Below are 20,164 nucleotides of genomic sequence, written 5' to 3'. Positions count from 1 at the left end.
CGGCTGTCCCGGCTGTGTGGGGGTGCTGTCAGCGGACAAGGCGACGCTCCAGGACTCGCAGGAGAAGAGAGGTGGGGTACGAGATCACGACGAACAGGACGCCGACGACCGTGATCGGCTCCATGTAGTCGAAGGTGGTCGCGCTGATGCTGTTCGCCTGGAAGAGCAGGTCCGCGACCGTGATGGCCGCCAGCATCGGCGTGTCCTTGAACATCGCGATCACATAGTTGCCGAGCGCCGGGACCACCCGGCGGAACGCCTGCGGCAGGATCACCGCGGTCCAGGTGCGCCGGCGGGGCAGGCTCAACGCCGTCGCCGCCTCCCACTGGCCCTCCGGGACGCCGTCGATGCCCGCCCGGTAGACCTCGGCGGTGTACGTCGAGTAGTGCAGCCCCAGGCCGATGACGCCGGTGGTCAGCGGGTCGAAGGTCAGGCCCCAGCCCGGCAGTACGAAGAAGAGGAAGAACAACTGCACCAGCAGCGGAGTGTTGCGCACGAACTCCACGACGATGCTGACCGGCCAGGTCACCCAGCGGCTGGGGGAGCGCAGCGCCAGGGCCCACACCAGGCCGAGCACGAACGCCACCAGCGAGCCGAGCAGCGTCGCCTGCACGGTGATCCACAAGCCGTGGAGCAGGTCGGGCAGGATGTCGCCGACGTACTCCCAGGACCAGTTGTTCACGGCTTACCTCCGGGGGCGGTGGGCACCTGCGGGCCCGGCCCGCCGATCGGCAGCCGCCGCGAGAACCAGCCGGACTTCTCCGGCGCGCGGCCGATCGACGCCTTGGCCCGGCGCTCCAGAAGGCGCATGATCCGGGTCACCACGAACGCGATCACGAAGTAGAGGACCAGGATGATCCCGTAGACCTGGGCGCTCTGGCCCGTGGAGAGCCGGGCCAGCTTGGCCTGGAAGGTCAGCTCCCCGATCGACAGCAGCGAGGCCAGCGCGGTGCCCTTGAGCAGCTCGATCAGCAGGTTGTTGAACGGCGGCATCATCTCCGGCACGGCCTGCGGCAGGATGACCTTGCGCAGCCGCTGCCACGGCGTGAAGCTCAGCGCGATCGCCGCCTCACGCTGGGCGGGGGCCACCGCCTGGACGGAGCCGCGCACGACCTCGGAGCCGTACGCCCCGTAGGACAGGCCGAGCGCCAGGGTGCCCGCCCAGAGGCCGGCCAGTTGCCAGCCCAGCAGCGGCAGCGCGAAGAACAGCCAGAACATCAGGACCAGCGCCGAGGTGCCGCGGAAGAACTCCACGTAGACACCGGACAGGAAGCGCACGATCCACAGCCGGGACGTACGGGCCAGGCCGATGCCGAAGGCGACGGCGGCGGCCAGCACGGCGCTGTAGACCATGAGCTGGACGGTGATCCACACCCCTTCGAAGAACAGTTCCCACAAGGCTCCGGTCACCGGGCACAGAGCTCCTTCGCCGTGAGGTCGGTCATGAACTCCTCGGTGAACCCGAAGGGCCGGGCGATGCGCAGGAGTTCGCCGCTCTTCTTCATCTTGTGCAGCTCGCCGTTGAAGGCGTCGCGCAGCGTCGTCTCGCCGATCCGGAAGCCGTAGCCGCCCCCGTCCCGTTGGGGTCTGCCGTCCACCACCGGGGTGAAGGGGCGGGTCATCTCCACCGTGGGGTGTTTGCCGGTCTTCAGCGCCTCCATCATGGTCAGCGCGGTGCCGGCGAAGCAGTCGATGCGCTCGGCCTCCAGGGCCTCCAGGCCGGCGATCTGGTCGCCGTACGTCTGGATCTTCCCCTTGGCGACGCCGTTGCCGACCGCGTAGTCGATCTCCGCGTAGCCGATGCCGGTGCCCATCCGGAAGCCGCCCTCTGCCACGTCCTCGTACGAGGTGATCTTCTTCGGGTTGCCCTTCGGCACGAGGAAGCCGTCCTTCGACTCGTAGTCCGGGTCGGAGAAGAGCACGGCCTGGCAGCGGGCCTTGTTGATGAACATGCCGGCCACGATCACGTCGTACTGGAAGGAGTGCAGTCCGGGCACGAGTGCCTGGAACTCCACCGGCACCGGCTCGAAGCGCTCCACTCCCAGCCGCTGGAAGATGGTCTTGGCCACGGCGGGTGCCTCGCCGGTCAGTTCGCCCTGGCTGTTGATCGACGCGTACGGCGGCTCGCTGGCGATGCCCATCCGTACGACTTTCCTGCTGCGAAGATCGTCGAGTAGGTGTCCCCCGTCCGTAGCTCCGGTGATGTCGACCTGTGAGCAGCCGGCCGTCGCCCCCAGCGCCCCCGTCAAACCCAGCGCCGCCGCTCCTGCGAGCAGTGAGCGGCGGCGTAACCCTGATGCGGTGTTTCCTGAGCTGTTCCCCTGTGGTGGAGCCATGGGCGCGCGGCTACCCGAGCCCGTTGAAAATATGCCTATCGTTTCCGGCCCTTGATGCAAGCGGTGCGGGGTCGTGGCGCATGTCGGTCATGCGTGCATACGACACCCGTTCGGGGGCGGCAATTCCGTTGTGCGGTTGGCTGATTGGCGACGGTCGTCAGCGGCCGCGCGCCGCGGGGAGAGCCGAGGGTGCCGCGTCCGGTGGTCCCGTGTGCATCGGGCTGCCCGCTGGTCCACCATGGAGGCGCAAAGCACCGTTAGGAGGCAAAATGGTCGACCGTTTCATCGAAGTCTCCCTCGACAAGCGGGGCGTGAGCTGCACCGCCAAGCTGCTCGACGACCGCGCGCCGGTCACCTGCAAGGCCGTCTGGGACGCCCTGCCGCTCGGCGGCGACGTCTACCACGCCAAGTACGCCCGCAACGAGATCTACGCCCTCGTCCCGCCGTTCGCCCCGGAGGAGCCCCCTCTGGAGAACCCGACCATCACGCCCATCCCCGGTGACCTGTGCTACTTCACCTTCAGCGACACCCAGTTGGGCACCGCCTCGTACGGCTACGAGAGCCAGGCCAAGCACCAGGGCCGCGCCACCGTCGTCGACCTCGCGCTGTTCTACGAGCGCAACAACCTGCTGATCAACGGTGACGCGGGCTGGGTGCCGGGCATCGTGTGGGGCTCGGTGGTGGACGGCCTGGACCGGATGGCCGACGCCTGCCAGGACCTGTGGCGCGCCGGCGCGCTGGGGGAGACCCTCAGCTTCCGCCGGGCGTAGGCGGCGCGGGCAGGCGCGCGGCCCCCGATGTGCAGAGGGCGTGCGCGGCGCGCAGCACCAGCGCGTCCGCGTGCCGCGCACCCACGAGCTGCACACCGATCGGCAGCCCGTCCCCGTCCACGCCGCACGGCACGGTCGCGGCGGGCTGCTGCGTCATGTTGAAGGGGTACGTGAACGGGGTCCAGCCCGTCCAGCGCGTGTGCCCGGACCCGGCCGGCACCTCGGCGCCCGCCTCGAAGGCGGTGATCGGCTCGGTCGGCGTCACCAGCAGGTCGTACGTGCTGTGGAAGCGGCCCATCGCCACGCCCATCGCCATCCGTACGTCCACCGCCGCCAGGTAGTCCAGCGCGCTGCGCCGCGCGCCCTCCGCGCAGATCTCCCGCAGACCGGGGTCGAGCAGCTCCCGCTGCGCGTGGCTCAGGTGCTGCACCACCCGGGCCGCGCCGCTGAACCACAGGGTGTGGAACTCCTCCACCGGGTCGGCGATGTCCGGGTCGGCCTCCTCGACGTGCGCCCCCAGCCCGGCGAGCCGGTCCACCGCGCGCCGCACCGCGGCGGCGACCTCCGGGCGTACCGGCACGTCCCAGCCCAGCGACGGGCTGTACGCCACCCGCAGCCCGGCGACCGGTCGCTCCAGCTCCTCCCGGAACGACCCGGCGGGCGGTGCGAGCTGCGACCAGTCCCGCCAGTCGGCCCCGGTGATCACGTCCATCAGCAGGGCGGCGTCGGCCGCGTCCCGGGTCATCGGCCCGACGTGCGCCAGCGTCCCGAACGGACTCGCCGGATACAGCGGCACCCGCCCGTACGTCGGCTTCAGCGCGAAGATCCCGCAGAACGCCCCGGGGATGCGCACCGACCCGCCGCCGTCCGTGCCCAGACTCAGCGGCCCCGCGCCGAGCGCGACGGCCGCCGCGCTGCCGCCGCTGGAGCCGCCCGCCGTACGGGACGGGTCGTACGGATTGCCTGTCACCCCGTGCCGCGGGCTGTCCGTGACGCCCTTCCACCCGAACTCGGGCGTGGTCGTCTTGCCCACGAACACCGCGCCGTGCTCGCGCAGCCGCGCCACCGACGGCGCGTCCGCGTCCCAGCGCGCGCCCTCCTCGCACACCGTGTGCGAGCCGCGCAGCGTCGGCGCCCCACGGGTCAGCAGCAGGTCCTTGACCGTGGCGGGTACCCCGTCCACCAGCCCGGCGGGCCGCCCGGACCGCCACCGCTCCTCGGACTCCTTCGCCGCGGCCAGCGCCTCGTCCGCGTCGATCCGGGTGAAGGCGTTCACCCGCTCCTGCGCCCACCCTGCCCGTTCGAGTACCGCCTGCACCGCTTCGACCGGCGAGAACTCGCCCGCCGCGTACCCGGCGACCAGCCGCACCGCCGAGCAGTCGGCCAGATCCGTCACCTCAGCCATCCCGACCTCCCTTCACGAACCCTGCGCGCACACTCCGCTCCCACGGTCCCGGAAGATCAGGAGCCCGGTACGTAGCCCAGCCGCTTGTCCACCACATTGGTGAGCGGCTCGCCCGCCGCCCACCGGTCGAAGTTGTCCGCGAACTGCTCGGCCAGCGCGTCCCGCCAGCCCAGCGTGTCGCCGCTCATGTGCGGGGAGACGATCAGGTGCGGCACGTCCCACAGGACGCTGTCCGAGGTCAGCGGCTCGTGCTCGAAGACGTCCAGGGCCGCCGCGGCGATCCGCCACTCCCGCAACGCCGCCACCAGGTCGTCCTCGACGACGAGCGCTCCGCGCGCCACGTTGACGAAGCGGGCCCGCTGCCGCATCCGGCCGAACGCGGCCCGGTCGAACATGCCGCGGGTCTCCTCGGTCAGCGGCGCCGCGCACACCACCCAGTCGGCCGTGCCCAGCAGACCGTGCAGCGCGCCGCCCGCGTGCACCCGGCCGAACTCGGGATCGTCCGTACGCTCCCGCCGCCCGACCAGATCCACCCTGACACCCAGTGCCAGCAGGGTCCGGCCGATGGCCCGGCCGATCGGCCCCGAGCCCACCACCACGGCGCGGCTGCCCGCCACCCGCAGTGTCTCCCGGTGCCGCCAGCGCCGCTGCCGCTGGAGCTCCCAACTGCCGTAGAAGTCCTTTGCCATGGCGATCACCAGACCCGCCACGTACTCGGCGATCGGCTGCTCGAAGACGCCGCGCGCGTTGGTCACCAGGGTCGTGTCCGCGGCGAGCTCCGGGCACATCAGCCGGTCCACGCCCGCGCTCGCGGTGTGCACCCATACGGGGCGCGGTCCGTCGCCGGGCCAGGCCTCGCGGACCGCGTCGGAGGTGAAGTCCCACGCCAACACCACGTCGGCGTGCGGCAGTCGGTCGGCGAAGGTCTTGTCGTCGGCGTAGACCAGCCGGGCCCGGCCGGCCAGCCGGTCCAGTTTGGGAGGCGGGTCGGAGCCGAGGACAAGGACGGTGCTTTCGGACATAGGCCAGAAACCGTTCTGAAACGTGAGCCCCCTTGAATGAAAGGAGGCGCCGACAGATGCCTGAGATGCGAGGATTGACCACGCTAAGAAGTCGTAACTACCGTGTCAACAACGGCTCTGTCCCGACGTCCCCGGCTCGTGCCGGTCGCACCACGAACCCCTGGCCAAAGGCCTTGCCCTTACCAGCCCTTCGCTCTTCTGGGGGCATCATGGACGTCTCATTTCTGGGGGGACCGAAGCCTCAGCTCGGTGTGGGTGTCGTCGCTCCGTTCGACTTCGCCCTGGACCGCGAGCTGTGGCGCTGGATCCCCGACGATGTGTCCCTCCACCTCACCCGGACCCCTTTCGTGCCCGTCGAGGTGAGCCTCGACCTGGCCCGCCTGGTCAGTGAACACGAAACCCTGCACGCCGCCGTCCAGGCGCTGTGCGCCGTCTCCCCGCAGGTCGTCTCGTACGCCTGCACCTCGGGCAGCTTCGTCGGCGGCGTGGCGGGCGAGCGCGCCATGTGCGCCGCCATGACCCGGGCGGGGGAGCGGCTTCCGGCGCTCACCACCTCCGGCGCGCTCCTCGAAGCGCTGCGCGAGATCAACGCGTGGCGGATCGCGGTCGTCACCCCCTACACCAAGTCCGTCACCGACTCCCTGGAGGAGTACCTGAAGGAAGCCGGCGTCACCGTCACCGGCCGCGCCTACCTGGGCCTGACCCGGCACATCTGGAGAGTGCCGTACCGGGACGTCGTCGACATGGCCCGCCAGGCCGTCGTCGGCGCCGCGGACGCGCTGTTCATCAGCTGTACGAACCTGCCGACGTACGACGTCATCCCGCAGCTGGAGGCCGAACTCCGGATGCCGGTCCTGTCCGCCAACCAGGTCACCATGTGGGCCTCCCTGCGGGCCATCGGAGCCGAGGCCGTCGGCCCGTACCAGGCGCTGGTGGACCCCGTCGCCAGACGCGGACCGGCCTCCATGACCGCCTCCTGGGCCCCCGAGGAAGGGGCCGGGATACCGAGGTGCGGCGGTCTGTCCGAAGCGGCGTTCGCCGGGTCGGCGGTCCCGTCCTCCGAGGCGGAACCGGCCGACGGACCGGACGTACCGCCCTTTCATCCCCCGGAGGAGCCCGGCCCGCCGGCGCCGGTCTGACGGGTACGGGCGGCGCCCGCCCGGCCGCCGCCCCCACCCCGCGTCCACCCGCGCGCCCCGCGCACGTACGCCCGGGGCGGCGCGCGCACCGCGGCACACACCCCCGTACGCATCCCCCCACCCCGTCAGGAGACGTGCATGGCATCCACGGTCGGCTTCCTCTACCCCGGCCACTCCGCCGAGGACGACTACCCCCGGCTCGAAGCGCTCCTCGGCAACGGACTGAGTCTGCCGCTCGTCCACACCGACATCGGCGAGGACGCCCACCGCGTCGACGCGCTGCTGGAGATGGGCTCCGCCGCCCGGCTCGCCGCCGGCGTCGCCGAACTCAAGAGCCGCGGCGCCGAGGCCGTCGTCTGGGCCTGCACCAGCGCCAGCTTCGTCTTCGGCTGGGAGGGCGCCCAGGAGCAGGTGCGCGAGCTGTCGGCCACCGCCGGGCTGCCGGCTTCCAGTACGTCCTTCGCCTTCGCGCACGCCGTACGGGCCCTGGGCGCGGAGCGCGTGGCCATCGCGGCGACCTACCCCGACGACGTCGCCGAGTGCTTCCGCGCCTTCCTGAAGTCCGCGGGTACGGAAGTCGTCTCGACCCGCGGCAGCGGGATCATCACCGCCGCCGAGGTCGGCACCTGGGGCCTGGAGAAGGTCCTCCTCCTCGCCCGTACGGGGGACCACACCGACGCCCAGGTGGTACTGCTCCCCGACACGGCTCTGCACACCGCGGACCACCTGCCCGCCATCGAGGCGGAGCTGGGCAAGCCGGTGCTCACCGCCAACCAGGTCACCGCCTGGGAGGGGCTGCGGCTGCTGGACCGGACGGTCCTCTGCCCGGCGCTGGGCACGCTGTTCGCGGGGGCGCCGGCGGGGTAGCCGGGGGCCGGCCTCGGGGGCCCGCTGCGCGCGTTCGGGAATAACCGGAGAAGTGCTCCGGTTGTTCCCCGGGCAGACCAGCGACGCGAGGAGGGCCCGCACCGTGAGCGGCGACCACGACGACATCCGGGACCACGACGGAAAGCGATCCGGCGACGGGGCCGGGACCGGTGCCGGCACCCCGGCCGACGACGCCCGCGACGGCGACGCCCGGAACGGTGACGCGCGGAACGGGGATTCCCGGCACGGCGACGGCATCCGGGGCGCGGCCCGCGGCACCGCGCCCGTCCCCCTGTCCGTACTGGACCTGGTGACCGTGGGCGCGGGGCACACCGCCTCCGAGGCCGTACGGACCGCCGTCGGCATCGCCCGCACGGCCGAGCGCCGCGGCTTCCACCGCTACTGGGTCGCCGAGCACCACTCGATGCCCGGTGTGGCGTCCTCGTCGCCCGCGGTCCTGCTGGCGCACCTCGCCGCACACACCGACCGCATCCGGCTCGGCTCCGGCGGCGTCATGCTGCCCAACCACGCGCCGCTGGTGATCGCCGAACAGTTCGGCACGCTGGAGGCGATGGCCCCCGGCCGCGTCGACCTCGGCCTCGGCCGCGCGCCCGGCACCGACGGCGCCACCGCTGCCGCCCTGCGCCGCACCGAGCGGCTGCACGAGGGGGCCGACGAGTTTCCGCAGCAGCTCGCCGAGCTGACCCGCTTCCTGGACGACGACTTCCCCGACGGGCACCCCTACAGCCGCATCCACGCGGTGCCGGGCCCGGTCCAGGCGACGTCCCCGGGCGGCGTCCAGTCCGCGCACCGGCCGCCGCTGTGGCTGCTCGGCTCCTCCGGCTTCAGCGCCCAGTTGGCGGGCCGCCTGGGCCTGCCGTTCGCCTTCGCCCACCACTTCTCGGCGGCGAACACCCTCCCCGCCCTGGACCTGTACCGCGAGTCCTTCCGCCCCTCCGCGGTCCTCTCCGAGCCGTACGCGCTGATCGGCGTCGCCGCGTTGGCCGCCGAGGACGAGAAGGAGGCGCACCGCCAGGTCCTCACCGGCGCACTGTCCATGATCCGGCTGCGCACCGGGCGCCCCGGGCTGGTGCCCAGCCCCGAGGAGGCGGCGGCGTACGCGTTCAGCGGCATGGAGCGCGACTTCGTCGACAACTGGCTGTCCAACATCATCTACGGCACGCCCGACGCGGTCCGCACCGGTCTGGACGACCTCGCCAAGCGCACCGGCGCGGACGAGCTCATGATCACTGCCAACGCGCACGGCGGCGACGTGCGGCTGCGTTCGTACGAGCTGATCGCGGACGCGTACGGGCTGCCGACGGTGTGACGGCCGTAAGCCCGACGGTGTGACCGTCGCGCGGACAACGGCGCGACTTCGGTACCGCTCCGGGAACGGGCGGATGCATCGGAGCGGGCGGAGGGAGCGCGCAGCGGGTGGAGGGAGCGCGCTGCTCCGCCCGCTCCCTCCGTGGCCACTACGCGCCGGTCTGCCGCCCCGCGCCGATCAGGTCGCAGACCCGGTCCGGGGGCACCGGGCGGGAGTACAGCCACCCCTGCCCGGTGTCACAGCCGATACGGCGCAGCCGTTCCGCTTGCTCGGCGCTCTCCACACACTCCGCGGTGACCGTCAGGCCCAGCCGGTGCGCGAGCGCCACCAGCGCCTCCACGATCGTCTCGTCCGCCGGGTTCGGGTGCTCCTGCGAGCGGAAGCCCCGCACGAAGGAGCCGTCCAGCTTCAGCACGGACACCGGCAGCCGGCTGAGGTAGGCCAGGTTCGAGTAGCCGGTGCCGAAGTCGTCGATGGCGATCCGTACGCCCATCTCGCTCAGCGCCTGGAGCGCCTGGAGCGGGCGCCCGGCCGAGCCCATCACGGCCGACTCGGTCAGCTCCAGCTGGAGCAGGGCGGGCGGCAGCCCGGTCTCGGCGAGGATGCCCGCCACGTCCGCCACCAGGTCGGAGTCCCACACCTGCCGTACGGCGACGTTCACGCTGACGAACAGCGGCTCGGCTCCGGGACGCGCCAGCTGCCAGGCGCGGGCCTGGTGGCAGGCGCGGGCCAGCACCCAGCGGCCCAGCTCGACGATGGCGCCGTTCTCCTCCGCCAATCCGATGAACCGATTCGGCGACAGTGTGCCGAACTGCGGATGCCGCCAGCGCACCAGCGCCTCGACGCCCTGCGCCCGCCCGTCGCCGAGCCCGACCAGCGGCTGGTACTCCAGGGTGAACTCGCCGCGGTCCACCGCGGGCCGCAGCGTGCTGGACAGCGCCTGGCGGGTCATCCGGTGCGCGTTGCGCTCGGGGTCGAAGAGCGTCCAGCGGGCCTTGCCGTCCTCCTTCGCCCAGTACAGCGTGGTGTCCGCGGCCTGCATCAGGCCGGTCGCCGTGGTGCCGGTCGCCGCGCGCTCCACGACGCCGATGCTCGCCGAGACCGACAGCCGCTGACCGGCGAGGTCGAACGGTCGCTGGAGCGCGTCCAGGACGCGCTGTGCCAGTTCGGCGAGTTGTTCGGTACCGGCCGAGTCCTCCACCAGGAGGGCGAACTCGTCGCCGCCCAGCCGCGCCACCAGGTGGCCGCTGCCGCCGCGCACCGCGCCGCGCTCGGCCAGGCTCTCGGCGCAGTGCGTCAGGCGCTGGGCCACGGCGCTCAGCAGCCGGTCGCCGACGCGGTGCCCGAGGGTGTCGTTGACGGCCTTGAAGCCGTCCAGGTCGAGGTAGCACAGGCCGACCCGGCCCGTACCGTGCTGCTCGAAGGCGGCCGACTCCAGCGCGCCCGCGAGCCGCTCGAAGAACAGCGCGCGGTTGGGCAGCCGGGTCACCGGGTCGTGCATCTGGAGGTGGCGCAGCCGGGCCAGCAGGTCGTGCCGGTCGCTGATGTCCGCCACGGACAGCAGGACGCAGTCCTCGTCCGGCAGCGGCTCGACCGTCACCTCGGCCCACAGGAACTGCCCGTCGGGATGTTTCAGGCGTCGGGTGCACCGCAGCCGGTCGCTGTGGCCGCGCAGGACCTCCCGGTACGCGGCCCAGATGCGCGGGTCGGTGCCCAGTTCGGTCAGATCGGCGGCGGTGGCCGCGACCAGGTCGTCCGGTGCCGCGCCGACCAGTTCGCCGAAGGCGGGGTTGGCGGCGAGCACCAGGCCGTCGCGGTTCAGTACGGCCAGCGGGGTGCGGGCGGCCCGGAAGGCGGCGCGGTAGTCGCGCAGCGAGGCCGCCGAGCCGTCGCCGGCGTCGGGTTCGCCGCGGGCGCCGGGCCGCGGCTCGCCGGGTGGGCCGGACGGGCCTGGCCGGGGGTGTCCGTCGGCCGTGGTGGACCGGATGGGGCCGGCGGCCGCGGTGGGGTCGTCGGTGGGTGCCGGGCCGGAGGCGCCGTCCGGGCCTCCGTCGGATTCATTGGTCGGTTCTTTACGCTCCGTCACCGCGGAGAGCGTCGTTCCGGGCGCGCGGCCCGTGCCGCCGGGGTATCCGCTCACTGCTCGCTCCCGCATGGCGCTTGTCTCGTGATGGAGGGGGGAATCCGCGCTGGAAAGTGTGGCGATCATAGAGGCTGCCGCAAGGGCCTATCCAGCGACGTAACCGTGATCATCGGCACCCGTGGCGGAAGTTTGGCCATTTCCGTCCGGCTGTGTTCGTGCGTATCCGGTCAACGATCGATAGTGACTTTCCGTTACGGGGTGGGGAGTTGGGCCGGTCACTCGTCTGGGGCCCCGGAACAGGACGGAATCCGGCAATTCCCCACAAAGTGGTGAGGGTGCTCCGAATCCGTACCGGGAGGTCGATGTGCCACGCGCCCAGCAACCTCCGGAGGTGGGCCGTCGCGTGCTGCGCCGGGTGGCCGCCGTGGCCACCTCCCTCAGTGCCGTCATAGCCACCTCCGTCATCGCGGGCCCCGCCACCGCGTCCGAGGGAACGCCGCCCTGCGCCCTGGCCCGTACCGACGCCCACCACTCCGAGGGGCTGGACACCTGGAACCGCGCCTACCCGCGCCCGGTCCGCACCCTTGACGCCGTCATGGTCTTCCTGTCCTTCCCCGACTCCGAGCCGGTAGTCGACCCCCGCGAACTGGCCGCCGACTACTTCCCGGCCACCACCCGCTTCTTCGAGCGCGCGTCCTACGGCCGTTTCACCCTGCGCCCCGACGTCCAGCGCCGCTGGGTACGGATGCCGCGGACCTCCAGCGCGTACGGCATACGCCGGGACTGGGAAGCCGGCGACCGCGCCGCCTACCTCCGCGACGCGGTCGCCGCCGCCGACGGCTCGGTGGACTTCAGCCGCTACGACGTCGTCTACCTCGTCGCCGACCCGGACGCGGCCGGCGTCGACTCCGACGCCACCAAGGTCGTCAACCTCGACCTGCCGCTGCGCGCCGACGACGCCGACCTCAGCCGGTTCGTCACCCTCTTCGAGCAGAGCCCGCCGGACCGCAACGTCCTCGCCCACGAGACCGGCCACGTCTTCGACCTGCCGGACCTCTACCACCGGCCCCGGGAGGGCAAGGGCGACTGGGACACGTACGTGGGCGACTGGGACCTCATGGGCAGCCAGTTCGGCCTCGCCCCCGATCCCTTCGGCTGGCACAAGTGGAAGGTCGGCTGGCTCGGCGGCCGCCAGGTGACGTGCGTCTCCCTCGGCCGGGACCGGCGCTCCTCCGTGCACGCCCTGCGGCCGCTGTCCGCACCCATGGGGCCGGGCGACGCACGGCGGACGCGGCTGCTGGTCGTCCGCACCGGTCCGCGCAGCGCGCTGGCCGTCGAGGCGCGCGGCGCGGTGGGAAACGATCACGAGGTCTGCACCGAGGGCGTGCTGGTCTACCGCGTGCACAGCGAGACCGCGTCCGGCAGTGGCCCGATGGAGGTACTGGACGGACACCCCGGTACCGAGGCGTGTTGGGGGACTTCCGTATTCCCCCGGCTTGCCGATGCGCCGCTCGGCGAAGGCGAAAGCCTGGACGACCCCAAGGACGGGGTGCGGGTACAGGTGTACGGGCGGTCGTCCTCGGGGGACTGGACGGTCAAGGTGGAGCGTAGCGGCTGAGGGCGGGTGTCCGGGCGGCGGCCCGGCGGCCCGGCGGCCCGGCGGTTCCACGGCGTACGAAGAAGGCCCCCACCGAGGTGGGGGCCTTCTTCTGTCGGTGCGCCGCCAGGGACTCGAACCCCGGACCCGCTGATTAAGAGTCAGCTGCTCTAACCAACTGAGCTAGCGGCGCCTGCTGACGTGGAAAACATTAGCATCCTGATCGGGTGGCGCAAAAATCGATTCAGCGAGGCCCGCCCCGCACCGGGGTGTGCGGGGCGGGACGCTCCGGGCGGGCCCGTGTTCCGGGGCTCCGGGGCGGTGGTGGCGCTGGTCACAGCGGTGGGGTGAGGCTTGGCGCCGTTCGGGTGGTGGAGAGGTCGGCGGGGGCGTCGTCGGGTGCTGTGGGGGCGGCGGTGGCGACGGTGGCGGTGGCGCGCCGGGCGGCTCGTATGCAGGCCCAGAGGAGGGCGCCCGGTCCGGGGAGCCAGGGGTGGCGTACGTCCGGGGCCACCAGCCAGCGGGAGGCGGTGAGGTCCTGGGCACTGTGGCCGGACGGGGGTGTCGGATCGGTGTGGGGGATGTGAGTGGTGTGGGGCTTGGGGGACGTGTGAGACGTAGGGGACGTGTGGGGGGTGTGCGGCGGGTCCGGCTGGGGTGGCCGCTGGGGGAAGAGGGGTGGGACGGTCACCGCGTCGCCCGGTCCGTGGCAGAGCAGCGGCGGTACGGAGCCGGACCACTCCTCCCAGTCGAGCAGGGCGGGCAGCCGCCGGGCCGTGCCGGGCTCGGCGAAGAGCAGGATGCGGCCGCGATGGGTGGCGACGGGGCCGGACCCGGGCCCCGCGGTCCATAAGCGGTCCACCAGGTCGCGGCCGAAGAGCGCGGGCGCGTTGATCACGTCGAAGACCGTGCCGCACGGCAGCGTGCTCGGCGCCTCCGGACAGGAAGCCCACCGGGCGTGCACGTTCTCGGGGCACGGGTCGGCGGAGGCGAGCCAGTCGGCGCCGGCGAGGGTGACGTACGCCGCGGTGTGGAACGCCGCGGGGGCGGGGCGGCGAGGGTGTTCGGAGGGCCAGTCGCTCATGGGCCCGGTTTACCGGTATGCGGTGTTCCGTTTCTGCGGAATGGCCGAAATCGGGACAGGACGGGGCGGTGTGGGGTATGTTCCCGCGCTCGCATATGCCAGCGACCCATGATCAACGAGTGGGATCACGGGCCGAGGGCCGAGGTGAGGCCGAAGCGGGCGGGAAGCGGGCGCCGGAGCCGCTGAACCGTTCAGTCGGTGGTGGCGTCCAGGCGGCTGCCGCCACCGCCGCGCAGCAGGCCGCGGCCGAACTCCACCATCTTCGCCGCGTAGTCCTCGGTCCAGTCCGCGCGCTCCGCGATCACGGAGAGCGGCAGCCGGTCGAAGCGCCGGGGATCGGCGAGGTGGGCCGCCGCCATCGCCTGGAACTCGGTGGCCCGGTCCGCCGCCGCGCGGAAGGCGAGGGTCAGCTCGGTGGAGCGGGCGAGCAGCTCCTTGGGGTCCTCGATGGACTCCAGGTCGAAGAAGTGCTCGGGGTCGGACGTGGCCTCCGGAGGCTCGAAGAGCAGCGGAGCCGGTTTCAGGCGCCGGGGCGCGGAGGCGGCTCCGCGCGGGTCGGAAGCCGGTTGCGGCTCGGACATGTACGTACCTCCTGGATCGTGTGCCGCGTTCCATTGTCCCGCGTCGCGCAAGTGCGCCTGGCGACGCGCCCCTACGGGGTTCAGCCGCCCGCCGGGAGCGGCACGTCGCATGCCGCGCGCCCCCGTTCCGCGCCTGCACCGCCACCGTACGGCCGCACGCGGCGCACCCGGGCACCAGTGCGCCGCTCCGGCCGGCTCCCGCCCCCCGCCCGCTCTCGCGCGCGGCGGCACGCCACGCCGCGCGGGCCGACCCGGACAGCGCACCGGCCGGCTCCGACAGCCTCGCGATCCGGTCGCGCCCGACCGCGCCCGACCGCGCCCGGCCGACCCGACCGCGCCCGACCGCGCCCGGCCGACCCGACCGCGCCCGACCGCGCCCGGCCGACCCGACCGCGCCCGGCTGCCCCGGCCGACCGGTCAGGGCCGCCACGCCACCCGGTGTTCGTTCAGATGGGCCAGGACCGCGTGGTTCGCTTCCCAGCCGTCCGGGAACTTGACCGTGACGCCCAGCTGGACGGGGTCCGCCGAGGGATGTTCGTCCAGCAGCTCCGGTATGCCGGCCCGGCTGACCACGATGCAGGCGTGCCGGTGGCGCGAGGCCAGTACGCACAGCCGGCCGGTCTCCAGGTGGAAGGCGGTCGCGTCGGGGCGGCCGGAGAGCGGGTGCAGGAAGACCGTGACGTCGAACTCCCGTCCCTGGAGGCGGTTGGCGGTGTCCACCGCGACGCCGCCGACGCCGAGCCCGGCCAGCGCGGCCCGTACCGCCGCCGCCTGGTCGCGGTGGGCCGTGCCGACCGCGATCCGGTCGGCGGTCAGCGGCGCGGGATCGGGGCCGCGCTCGCTGGTGGCCGCGCCGCCCCGGTCGAGCAGCCGCCGCACCACCCGCGCGATGGCGTGCACCGCCTCCGGGTCCGTACGCGGCGTGTGGCGGGCGGGCAGTTCGAGCAGGCCCCAGCCGGATGCGGCGGCCTCGTCCAGCACCCGGTCGACTCCCGAGCCGTCGGAGGGCACCCCGAAGGCGAGCCGCCGGTCACCGTGGTCCGTGCCGCTGCGGAACGGCGTGTAGGGGTAGAACGCGTCGGAGACCAGCCGCGCCGCGGAGGCGGGCAACCGCCACGACACCGGCAGCCGGTGCTGTGGCAGGCCGGGGTTGTGCGCCAGCAGGGTCGTCACGGCGCTGGCCGACGGGTCGTAGGCGAGCCCGGCCCACTGCTCGGCGCCGACCACGCTGAACGGGTCCAGTTGCCCGGGGTCGCCCACGAACAGCGCCCGCTCGAACAGCCCGCCGACGGTGAGCAGGGCGTCCGAGCGCATCTGGTACGCCTCGTCCACGATGGCGTGCTGCCACGGCTCGTCGACCTTCGTGTAAGCCCACTTGGCGGCCGTCGAGACGACGATGTCCAGCCCGGCCAGGTCGGCGACCTTCGACGACGTACGGACAGCGGGCAGCTCCGCCAGCGCGGGGTCGAACGCGCCCGGCTCGCTGCTGTGCAGCCGGCCCACCGGCAGCTCGGGGTCCTTCTCGGCGATCCGCAGCACCAGGTCGTCCACCTGGGCGTTGGTCTGCGCGACGATCATCAATGGGCGTCCGGCCGCGGCCAGTTCGCGAGCCGCCCGTACCACCAGGGTGGACTTGCCCGCGCCCGGCGGTGAGTCGACTACGACGCCGCGGTGGGTGCCGTGCAGCGTGCTGCGCACGATCGCGTCGGTGGCCTCGGCCGCCGCCGCGCTCGGGTCGAAGGACGCCGCGCCGGGGGCGGACGGCGCCGCGCCCGGGGCGGTGTGCGGTGCGCCGTCCGGCCGCCGGGCGGCCGGCACGTCCGGGTGCGCGGGGCGGGCCTCGGTCACAGGAAGTCCTCCGCGGTGACGGGATCGGGCTGGTCCACGGGCGGTACGGCGGTGTCGGCCGCCGGCGGCCCGCCATGCGTCCACGGCGTGTCCTCGGGCTCGGGCAACTCCGGTCCGCCGCGCGGCTGGTGCTCGAACAGAGTCCAGCACACGATGTCGCCGGGCTCGGGCACCGACCCGGACTCCGGGGTCTTCCCCCGCCCCATCCCGCCGGTCAGCCGGACCACCAGCTCACCCGGCCCGTCCGCCGTGTACCCGACGAACTCGGCGGGCTGGGCCTTGCCGTCCGGCAGCGCGCGGTACAGCTTGCCGCCCTCGGTCAGTTGCGGCCGGTCGTCCGTCGCCAGCGTCACCAACGGGCGCGGCATCGGCCGCCTGCCCTCCGAATACGCCATCTCGACACCGGTCACCTCGCCGGCCAGCGCCTCGCCGGCGAGCCGCCGGCCCGCCATGACCAGCGGGTCGTCCAACGCCTCCTGCGCGTCCAGTTGCGCCTGGGCGGTCTCCCGGGAGGCGAGCTTGCGGGCGGCCGTGATGGCGTCGTCCCGCTTGGGCTGCGGCGGCTCACCGGCCCGTACCCGGTCGCGGTGCGCGGTGTACGACCAGCGGTCGCGCTTCCAGCGGTCGGCCACTCTGGAGCCTTCCGGCAAGGCCCGCAGCAGGTCGATGCCGTGCCACACGGCGTCCCAGGCGGGGCGCAGCTGGCTCTCGACCAGCTCGCGGATCGCGGCCTCGGCGCCGGGCAGCCCCACGTCGTACCGGGCCATCGCCGGGGCGAGGCGCTTGTTGTCGAACGCCGGGTCCGTGGCCGGGCCGGCCGGCGGACACAGCAGTAGGCCGTCCGCGTCCCGTGCCGTCTCCGCGCGCCGCGCGGCCGTCGCTCCGGGTTCGCCCTCGGGCGGGTCGATCCAGGCGAGCAGCGCGCCCAGGTGCTGGTCCTCCAGGTTGCTCTGGCCGGTCGCCCAGTGGCGGGCGAGGAGCCCGGTCATCGGCAGCAGCAGGCTCGCGCCCGGGACCCGGGCCCGCTCGCCGAAGTGCGTGAACCAGCGGCCCAGCATCGGGACATGGGGCGGCGCCGGATGCGGGGTGTCCGGGTCCTGGTCGGCGGTCCGCCGGAACCGCATGGACCGGCCCAGCAGGCGTACGTACTCCACGCCGGCCGTGCTGGGCACCACGATCTGCGGCGCGTCGGCGCACAGCTCGACCTCGACCGGGACCTTCTTGCCGGTCTCGGGGTCGGTCTCCTTGCGCTGCTCGGTCTCGACGGTGTCCGCGTACCCGTCCACGTACGGCAGGACGGTCTCGGCCAGCTCGGCGAGGAACGCGAACCGCAGGTCACGGTCGCGTGGCTGGGGTACGGCGAGCAGCAGCGGCTTCTCGCGGTCCGTGCCGACCAGGGCGCCCAGCGGGGCGCCCGCCTCACCCGCGGTCGTCAGCGGGACGAACACCAGCGGGCGGGCGGACAGATGCCGGTGCCGGACGGTCGTCAGCGGCTGGGCACGGCCCGCCGCCACCGCCTCCATCCTGGCGAGCACCTCGATCAACGACATGCCGGCACCCCCTCGGCCCCGTCGGCCCGTCCCACGGACCGGCTCGTCGTGTCCCTCGCGCCACCCGCCCCCGCCCCCGCACCGGCCAGCGCCTCGGCGCGCAGGGCCGCCGCCCGGCGCAGCGCTTCGGCGGCGGGCGCGTCCGTATCCGCGCCCGCGCCCGCGTTCGTGTCCGGGGCGCAGGCGGTCGCGGCGGCGCCCGCTGACCCGTCCGTCGCGTCGTCCGCCGCGCTCTCCGTACGCGCCGCCGCCAGGACCTCCTCGACCGTACGCAGCCCGCCCAGCTCACCGCGCACCCCGCGGCCCAGCGACTCCACGGCGCCCGCGGCGCGCGCCTGCTCCCGGCAGTGGAACGCCAGCTCGCAGGTGGACAGGCACTCCGGCGCGTACGCCGCGTCCACGGACTCGACCGCCTCGGCCAGCTCGGCGGCGGACCGCGTCACCGTCTTCCCGTCGTCCGCGAGCCGCAGGTCGAAGGTGGTGCCGGGCGGGAGCTGCCCGGCGATCTCCTCGACCTTGGTGAGCCGCTGCAACTGCCGCCTGGTCGTCGCCAGTTGTTTGCGGATGTCGACGGCCTCGGCGGTGGGGAGGTTCGCGAAGTCCTTCGGGCAGACCAGCAGCACCTGGTCCCGCACCGTCACCGTACGGCCCGTACTGGCGAGCACCTGGGCGGCGACCCGCTCCAGCGCCAGTACGTAGACCGCGGCCTGCCGGGCCGCCGCGCCCACCTTGGCCGGGTCGGCGGAACCGTCGATCATCGGAAAGGACTTGATCTCCACGACCGTCCAGCCGCCGTCCGGATGCACCACGACAGCGTCCGGCTCCAGGTAGGCGGGCGACCCGGCCACGTCCAGGGTGATCAGCGGGTGGTCCAGCAGCGTCCAGCCGCCGGCGGTGGTGGCCTCGCGCAGGGCCAGCGCCGTACGGGCGGCACGCCCCTCGGGACCGGCGGCGGACAGGTCGGGGACGGCGACCCGGCCGGGCTCGGGGGCCTCCGCGCCGCCGCCCGAGCGCTCGTACAGCAGCAGCATCAGGTCCGCGCCGCCGTCCGCCTTGACGCGGGCCTCGAAGGAGTTGCCCCGGGCCAGCGCGAACTGCGACTGCCCGAAAGCCGCGGGCGAGCCGAGCGCGCCCGCGAGCGCCGTCTTGTCGACCCCGGCGCCGTCCAGCAGCGCGCGGCGGCGGCAGCCGGGGTTGGCGGCCAGCGCGGCGAGCGCGCGGGCGTCCAGCGGCCGCGGCCGTACGCCGGGGCCGCGCAGCTCACCGAGCCGCTGCCGCAGCCCCGTCGTCGGCTGCGGCGGCGGCTCCGGCGGCCGGTCGGCCGCGGCGGGTCGGCTGTCGCGGAAAACGTTCACCCGCGGAAGTCTGGCATCCGCCACTGACATTCGCGTGTGCCCCCGGCGCCCCGGCGGCCCGAAGATCACGCTTCGCACCCGCGAGAGAGCCGTTTTCCGCACCCGCGAGAGGGGCGTTCCCCGCGCCTGTCACGGGGGTGTCCGCTGCCGCGAGGGGAGTGGCGCCCGCCGCGTGGCTGCCCGGGCCGACGCCCGCGTCTCGGCCGACGCCCGCCCCCGTGCCGCCCGCCCGGAACCGGCCGCGCACCCCGTCCACCAGCCGCAGCGCCGGGCGCGTCAGCAGCAGGCCCAGGCCCATCACGGCCGTACCGGCCAGTGCGTCGAGCAGGTAATGGTTGGCGGTGCCCATCACCACCAGCACGATCAGCAGCGGGTACGCCACCCCCAGCGCCCGCGTCGGCCGCGACCGGCCGTGCCGCCACAGCACCACGCCGCACCACAGCGCCCACCCCACGTGGAGGCTGGGCATCGCCGCGAACTGGTTCGTCATGCCGCCCAGCCCGCGCGGCGCGCTCGCGTCCTCGCCCCACCACCCGTAGGACGAGAAGTGCGCCATGGTGTCCGCGAACCCGCTGCCCGCCTCCAGCAGGCGGGGCGGCGCGGTCGGCAGCAGCGTGAAGCCGACCAGCCCGATGAGGGTGGCGATCATGAGCCAGGTACGGAGCGCCCGGTAGTGCGCGGGGCGCCGGTTCCACAGCCACACCAGGACCACGGGCGTGATCAGGTAGTGCAGCGCGGCGTACGCGAAGTCGGCGGGGACGCCGAGGGCGGGCGTGGCGGTGAAGAGACGGTTCAGCGCGCGTTCCGGGTCGAGACGCAGCAGCTCTTCCCACCGCAGGATCGTCTGCCCGTGCCCGGCGGCGGTGAGCGCGTCGCCGCGGGCCACGAGACGGCCCGCGGAGTAGGCCGCGTACACGAGGGCGAGCAGTGGCAGTTCCGTCCACCACCGGAGCCGGCTGCCGGCTGCCGCTGGGCGGCGCGCTACGGCGTCCATCCTGGTCGTTCTCCAACATGCGTGGCCCGTGGCGGATCGGTCGCGGGCCTGGTGCGAGGGGGTGCGGCGCGGAGCGGCACCCGTCGGCGCGGAAAACGCCGACCCTCCACCGTACGTCGTACGGCGCGATGCTCCCGGCGGGGAGGGGCCACCCCGCTGGTCCCGGGCGATGCGCGATGATGGAACGGACGGCCACCGCAACG

Annotated in this window: 17 protein-coding genes and 1 tRNA gene; 5 read left to right on the top strand and 13 right to left on the bottom strand. The window is 73.6% G+C overall.

Annotation, left to right across the window (positions count from 1 at the left end):
• Positions 1-28: 28 nt before the first annotated feature.
• Genes ehuD through ehuB form a run of 3 tightly spaced genes read right to left on the bottom strand, consistent with a single transcriptional unit; the run spans position 29 to position 2,336 of the window.
• Positions 29-682 (bottom strand): ectoine/hydroxyectoine ABC transporter permease subunit EhuD, encoded by a 654-nt coding sequence (gene ehuD / locus AB0A97_RS05410; RefSeq protein ID WP_361144669.1) that lies wholly within the window; start codon positions 680-682, stop codon positions 29-31.
• On the bottom strand, positions 679-1,410 hold the full coding sequence (gene ehuC / locus AB0A97_RS05405) for an ectoine/hydroxyectoine ABC transporter permease subunit EhuC (protein WP_361144666.1): 732 nt from the start codon (positions 1,408-1,410) through the stop codon (positions 679-681). Before ehuC ends, ehuD begins: the two co-directional genes overlap by 4 nt.
• Positions 1,407-2,336, bottom strand: a complete 930-nt coding sequence (gene ehuB, locus AB0A97_RS05400; protein ID WP_361144663.1) for an ectoine/hydroxyectoine ABC transporter substrate-binding protein EhuB — start codon at positions 2,334-2,336, stop codon at positions 1,407-1,409. Before ehuB ends, ehuC begins: the two co-directional genes overlap by 4 nt.
• A gap of 269 nt (positions 2,337-2,605) precedes the next feature.
• Between ehuB and AB0A97_RS05395 the strand changes: the two genes are divergently transcribed.
• Positions 2,606-3,106, top strand: coding sequence for a DUF3830 family protein (locus tag AB0A97_RS05395; RefSeq protein ID WP_361144660.1), 501 nt, complete (start codon positions 2,606-2,608; stop codon positions 3,104-3,106).
• Here AB0A97_RS05395 and AB0A97_RS05390 read toward each other — a convergent pair.
• Positions 3,087-4,511 (bottom strand): amidase, encoded by a 1,425-nt coding sequence (locus AB0A97_RS05390; RefSeq protein WP_361144657.1) that lies wholly within the window; start codon positions 4,509-4,511, stop codon positions 3,087-3,089. The two genes, AB0A97_RS05395 and AB0A97_RS05390, sit on opposite strands and share 20 nt — an antisense overlap.
• A gap of 56 nt (positions 4,512-4,567) precedes the next feature.
• The gene (locus AB0A97_RS05385; protein WP_361144654.1) at positions 4,568-5,533 is read right to left on the bottom strand and encodes a D-2-hydroxyacid dehydrogenase; all 966 of its coding nucleotides are present in this window, start codon (positions 5,531-5,533) and stop codon (positions 4,568-4,570) included.
• A gap of 209 nt (positions 5,534-5,742) precedes the next feature.
• Here AB0A97_RS05385 and AB0A97_RS05380 point away from each other — a divergent pair, with 209 nt between their 5' ends.
• The 3 genes from AB0A97_RS05380 to AB0A97_RS05370 all read left to right on the top strand — a co-directional run bounded on the left by AB0A97_RS05380 (position 5,743) and on the right by AB0A97_RS05370 (position 8,869).
• Positions 5,743-6,672 carry a decarboxylase gene (locus AB0A97_RS05380; protein WP_361144651.1) on the top strand — a complete coding sequence of 310 codons (930 nt, stop codon included), beginning with the start codon at positions 5,743-5,745 and terminating at the stop codon, positions 6,670-6,672.
• Between the two features lie 138 nt (positions 6,673-6,810).
• Entirely contained in the window at positions 6,811-7,539 is a 729-nt protein-coding gene (locus tag AB0A97_RS05375; protein ID WP_361144648.1) for a decarboxylase, read from the top strand.
• Between the two features lie 256 nt (positions 7,540-7,795).
• On the top strand, positions 7,796-8,869 hold the full coding sequence (locus AB0A97_RS05370; protein WP_361145316.1) for an LLM class flavin-dependent oxidoreductase: 1,074 nt from the start codon (positions 7,796-7,798) through the stop codon (positions 8,867-8,869).
• 148 nt (positions 8,870-9,017) lie between these two features.
• Here the strand turns inward: AB0A97_RS05370 and AB0A97_RS05365 are convergent, their stop codons facing one another.
• Complete coding sequence (locus tag AB0A97_RS05365; RefSeq protein ID WP_361144645.1) at positions 9,018-11,078, bottom strand: EAL domain-containing protein; 2,061 nt, start codon at positions 11,076-11,078, stop codon at positions 9,018-9,020.
• A gap of 265 nt (positions 11,079-11,343) precedes the next feature.
• On the opposite strand from AB0A97_RS05365, the gene AB0A97_RS05360 reads away from it, so the two are divergent.
• Positions 11,344-12,570, top strand: coding sequence for a M6 family metalloprotease domain-containing protein (locus AB0A97_RS05360; protein ID WP_361144642.1), 1,227 nt, complete (start codon positions 11,344-11,346; stop codon positions 12,568-12,570).
• Between the two features lie 98 nt (positions 12,571-12,668).
• On the opposite strand, the gene AB0A97_RS05355 is transcribed toward AB0A97_RS05360, so the two are convergent.
• The 7 genes from AB0A97_RS05355 to AB0A97_RS05325 all read right to left on the bottom strand — a co-directional run bounded on the left by AB0A97_RS05355 (position 12,669) and on the right by AB0A97_RS05325 (position 19,961).
• Positions 12,669-12,742, bottom strand: a tRNA-Lys gene (locus AB0A97_RS05355).
• A gap of 141 nt (positions 12,743-12,883) precedes the next feature.
• Complete coding sequence (locus tag AB0A97_RS05350; protein ID WP_361144640.1) at positions 12,884-13,633, bottom strand: hypothetical protein; 750 nt, start codon at positions 13,631-13,633, stop codon at positions 12,884-12,886.
• Between the two features lie 191 nt (positions 13,634-13,824).
• Complete coding sequence (locus AB0A97_RS05345) at positions 13,825-14,214, bottom strand: hypothetical protein (RefSeq protein ID WP_361144637.1); 390 nt, start codon at positions 14,212-14,214, stop codon at positions 13,825-13,827.
• Between the two features lie 417 nt (positions 14,215-14,631).
• Positions 14,632-15,915, bottom strand: coding sequence for an AAA domain-containing protein (locus tag AB0A97_RS05340; RefSeq protein WP_361145313.1), 1,284 nt, complete (start codon positions 15,913-15,915; stop codon positions 14,632-14,634).
• A 143-nt stretch (positions 15,916-16,058) separates the two neighbouring features.
• Positions 16,059-17,612 carry a hypothetical protein gene (locus AB0A97_RS05335; protein WP_361144634.1) on the bottom strand — a complete coding sequence of 518 codons (1,554 nt, stop codon included), beginning with the start codon at positions 17,610-17,612 and terminating at the stop codon, positions 16,059-16,061.
• Positions 17,603-18,892, bottom strand: a complete 1,290-nt coding sequence (locus AB0A97_RS05330; protein WP_361145310.1) for a hypothetical protein — start codon at positions 18,890-18,892, stop codon at positions 17,603-17,605. Before AB0A97_RS05330 ends, AB0A97_RS05335 begins: the two co-directional genes overlap by 10 nt.
• The gene (locus tag AB0A97_RS05325; protein WP_361144631.1) at positions 18,873-19,961 is read right to left on the bottom strand and encodes a phosphatase PAP2 family protein; all 1,089 of its coding nucleotides are present in this window, start codon (positions 19,959-19,961) and stop codon (positions 18,873-18,875) included. The genes AB0A97_RS05330 and AB0A97_RS05325 overlap by 20 nt, the downstream gene beginning before the upstream one ends.
• Positions 19,962-20,164: the final 203 nt, after the last annotated feature.

It is taken from the genome of Streptomyces sp. NPDC045470, assembly GCF_040646595.1.
In the GTDB taxonomy this organism is placed as follows: domain Bacteria; phylum Actinomycetota; class Actinomycetes; order Streptomycetales; family Streptomycetaceae; genus Streptomyces.
Note: the sequence above shows the minus strand (reverse complement) of the source record. Positions and strands in the feature narration are given on the sequence as shown.

What these genes read in the sequence shown, in the direction of transcription:
- ehuB (WP_361144663.1), bottom strand. Translation starts at nt 2,336, where the DNA reads ATGGCTCCACCACAGGGGAACAGCTCAGGAAACACCGCATCAGGGTTA.
- AB0A97_RS05395 (WP_361144660.1), top strand. Translation starts at nt 2,606, where the DNA reads ATGGTCGACCGTTTCATCGAAGTCTCCCTCGACAAGCGGGGCGTGAGC.
- AB0A97_RS05390 (WP_361144657.1), bottom strand. Translation starts at nt 4,511, where the DNA reads ATGGCTGAGGTGACGGATCTGGCCGACTGCTCGGCGGTGCGGCTGGTC.
- AB0A97_RS05385 (WP_361144654.1), bottom strand. Translation starts at nt 5,533, where the DNA reads ATGTCCGAAAGCACCGTCCTTGTCCTCGGCTCCGACCCGCCTCCCAAA.
- AB0A97_RS05380 (WP_361144651.1), top strand. Translation starts at nt 5,743, where the DNA reads ATGGACGTCTCATTTCTGGGGGGACCGAAGCCTCAGCTCGGTGTGGGT.
- AB0A97_RS05375 (WP_361144648.1), top strand. Translation starts at nt 6,811, where the DNA reads ATGGCATCCACGGTCGGCTTCCTCTACCCCGGCCACTCCGCCGAGGAC.
- AB0A97_RS05365 (WP_361144645.1), bottom strand. Translation starts at nt 11,078, where the DNA reads ATGATCGCCACACTTTCCAGCGCGGATTCCCCCCTCCATCACGAGACA.
- AB0A97_RS05350 (WP_361144640.1), bottom strand. Translation starts at nt 13,633, where the DNA reads ATGAGCGACTGGCCCTCCGAACACCCTCGCCGCCCCGCCCCCGCGGCG.
- AB0A97_RS05345 (WP_361144637.1), bottom strand. Translation starts at nt 14,214, where the DNA reads ATGTCCGAGCCGCAACCGGCTTCCGACCCGCGCGGAGCCGCCTCCGCG.
- AB0A97_RS05335 (WP_361144634.1), bottom strand. Translation starts at nt 17,612, where the DNA reads ATGTCGTTGATCGAGGTGCTCGCCAGGATGGAGGCGGTGGCGGCGGGC.
- AB0A97_RS05325 (WP_361144631.1), bottom strand. Translation starts at nt 19,961, where the DNA reads ATGGACGCCGTAGCGCGCCGCCCAGCGGCAGCCGGCAGCCGGCTCCGG.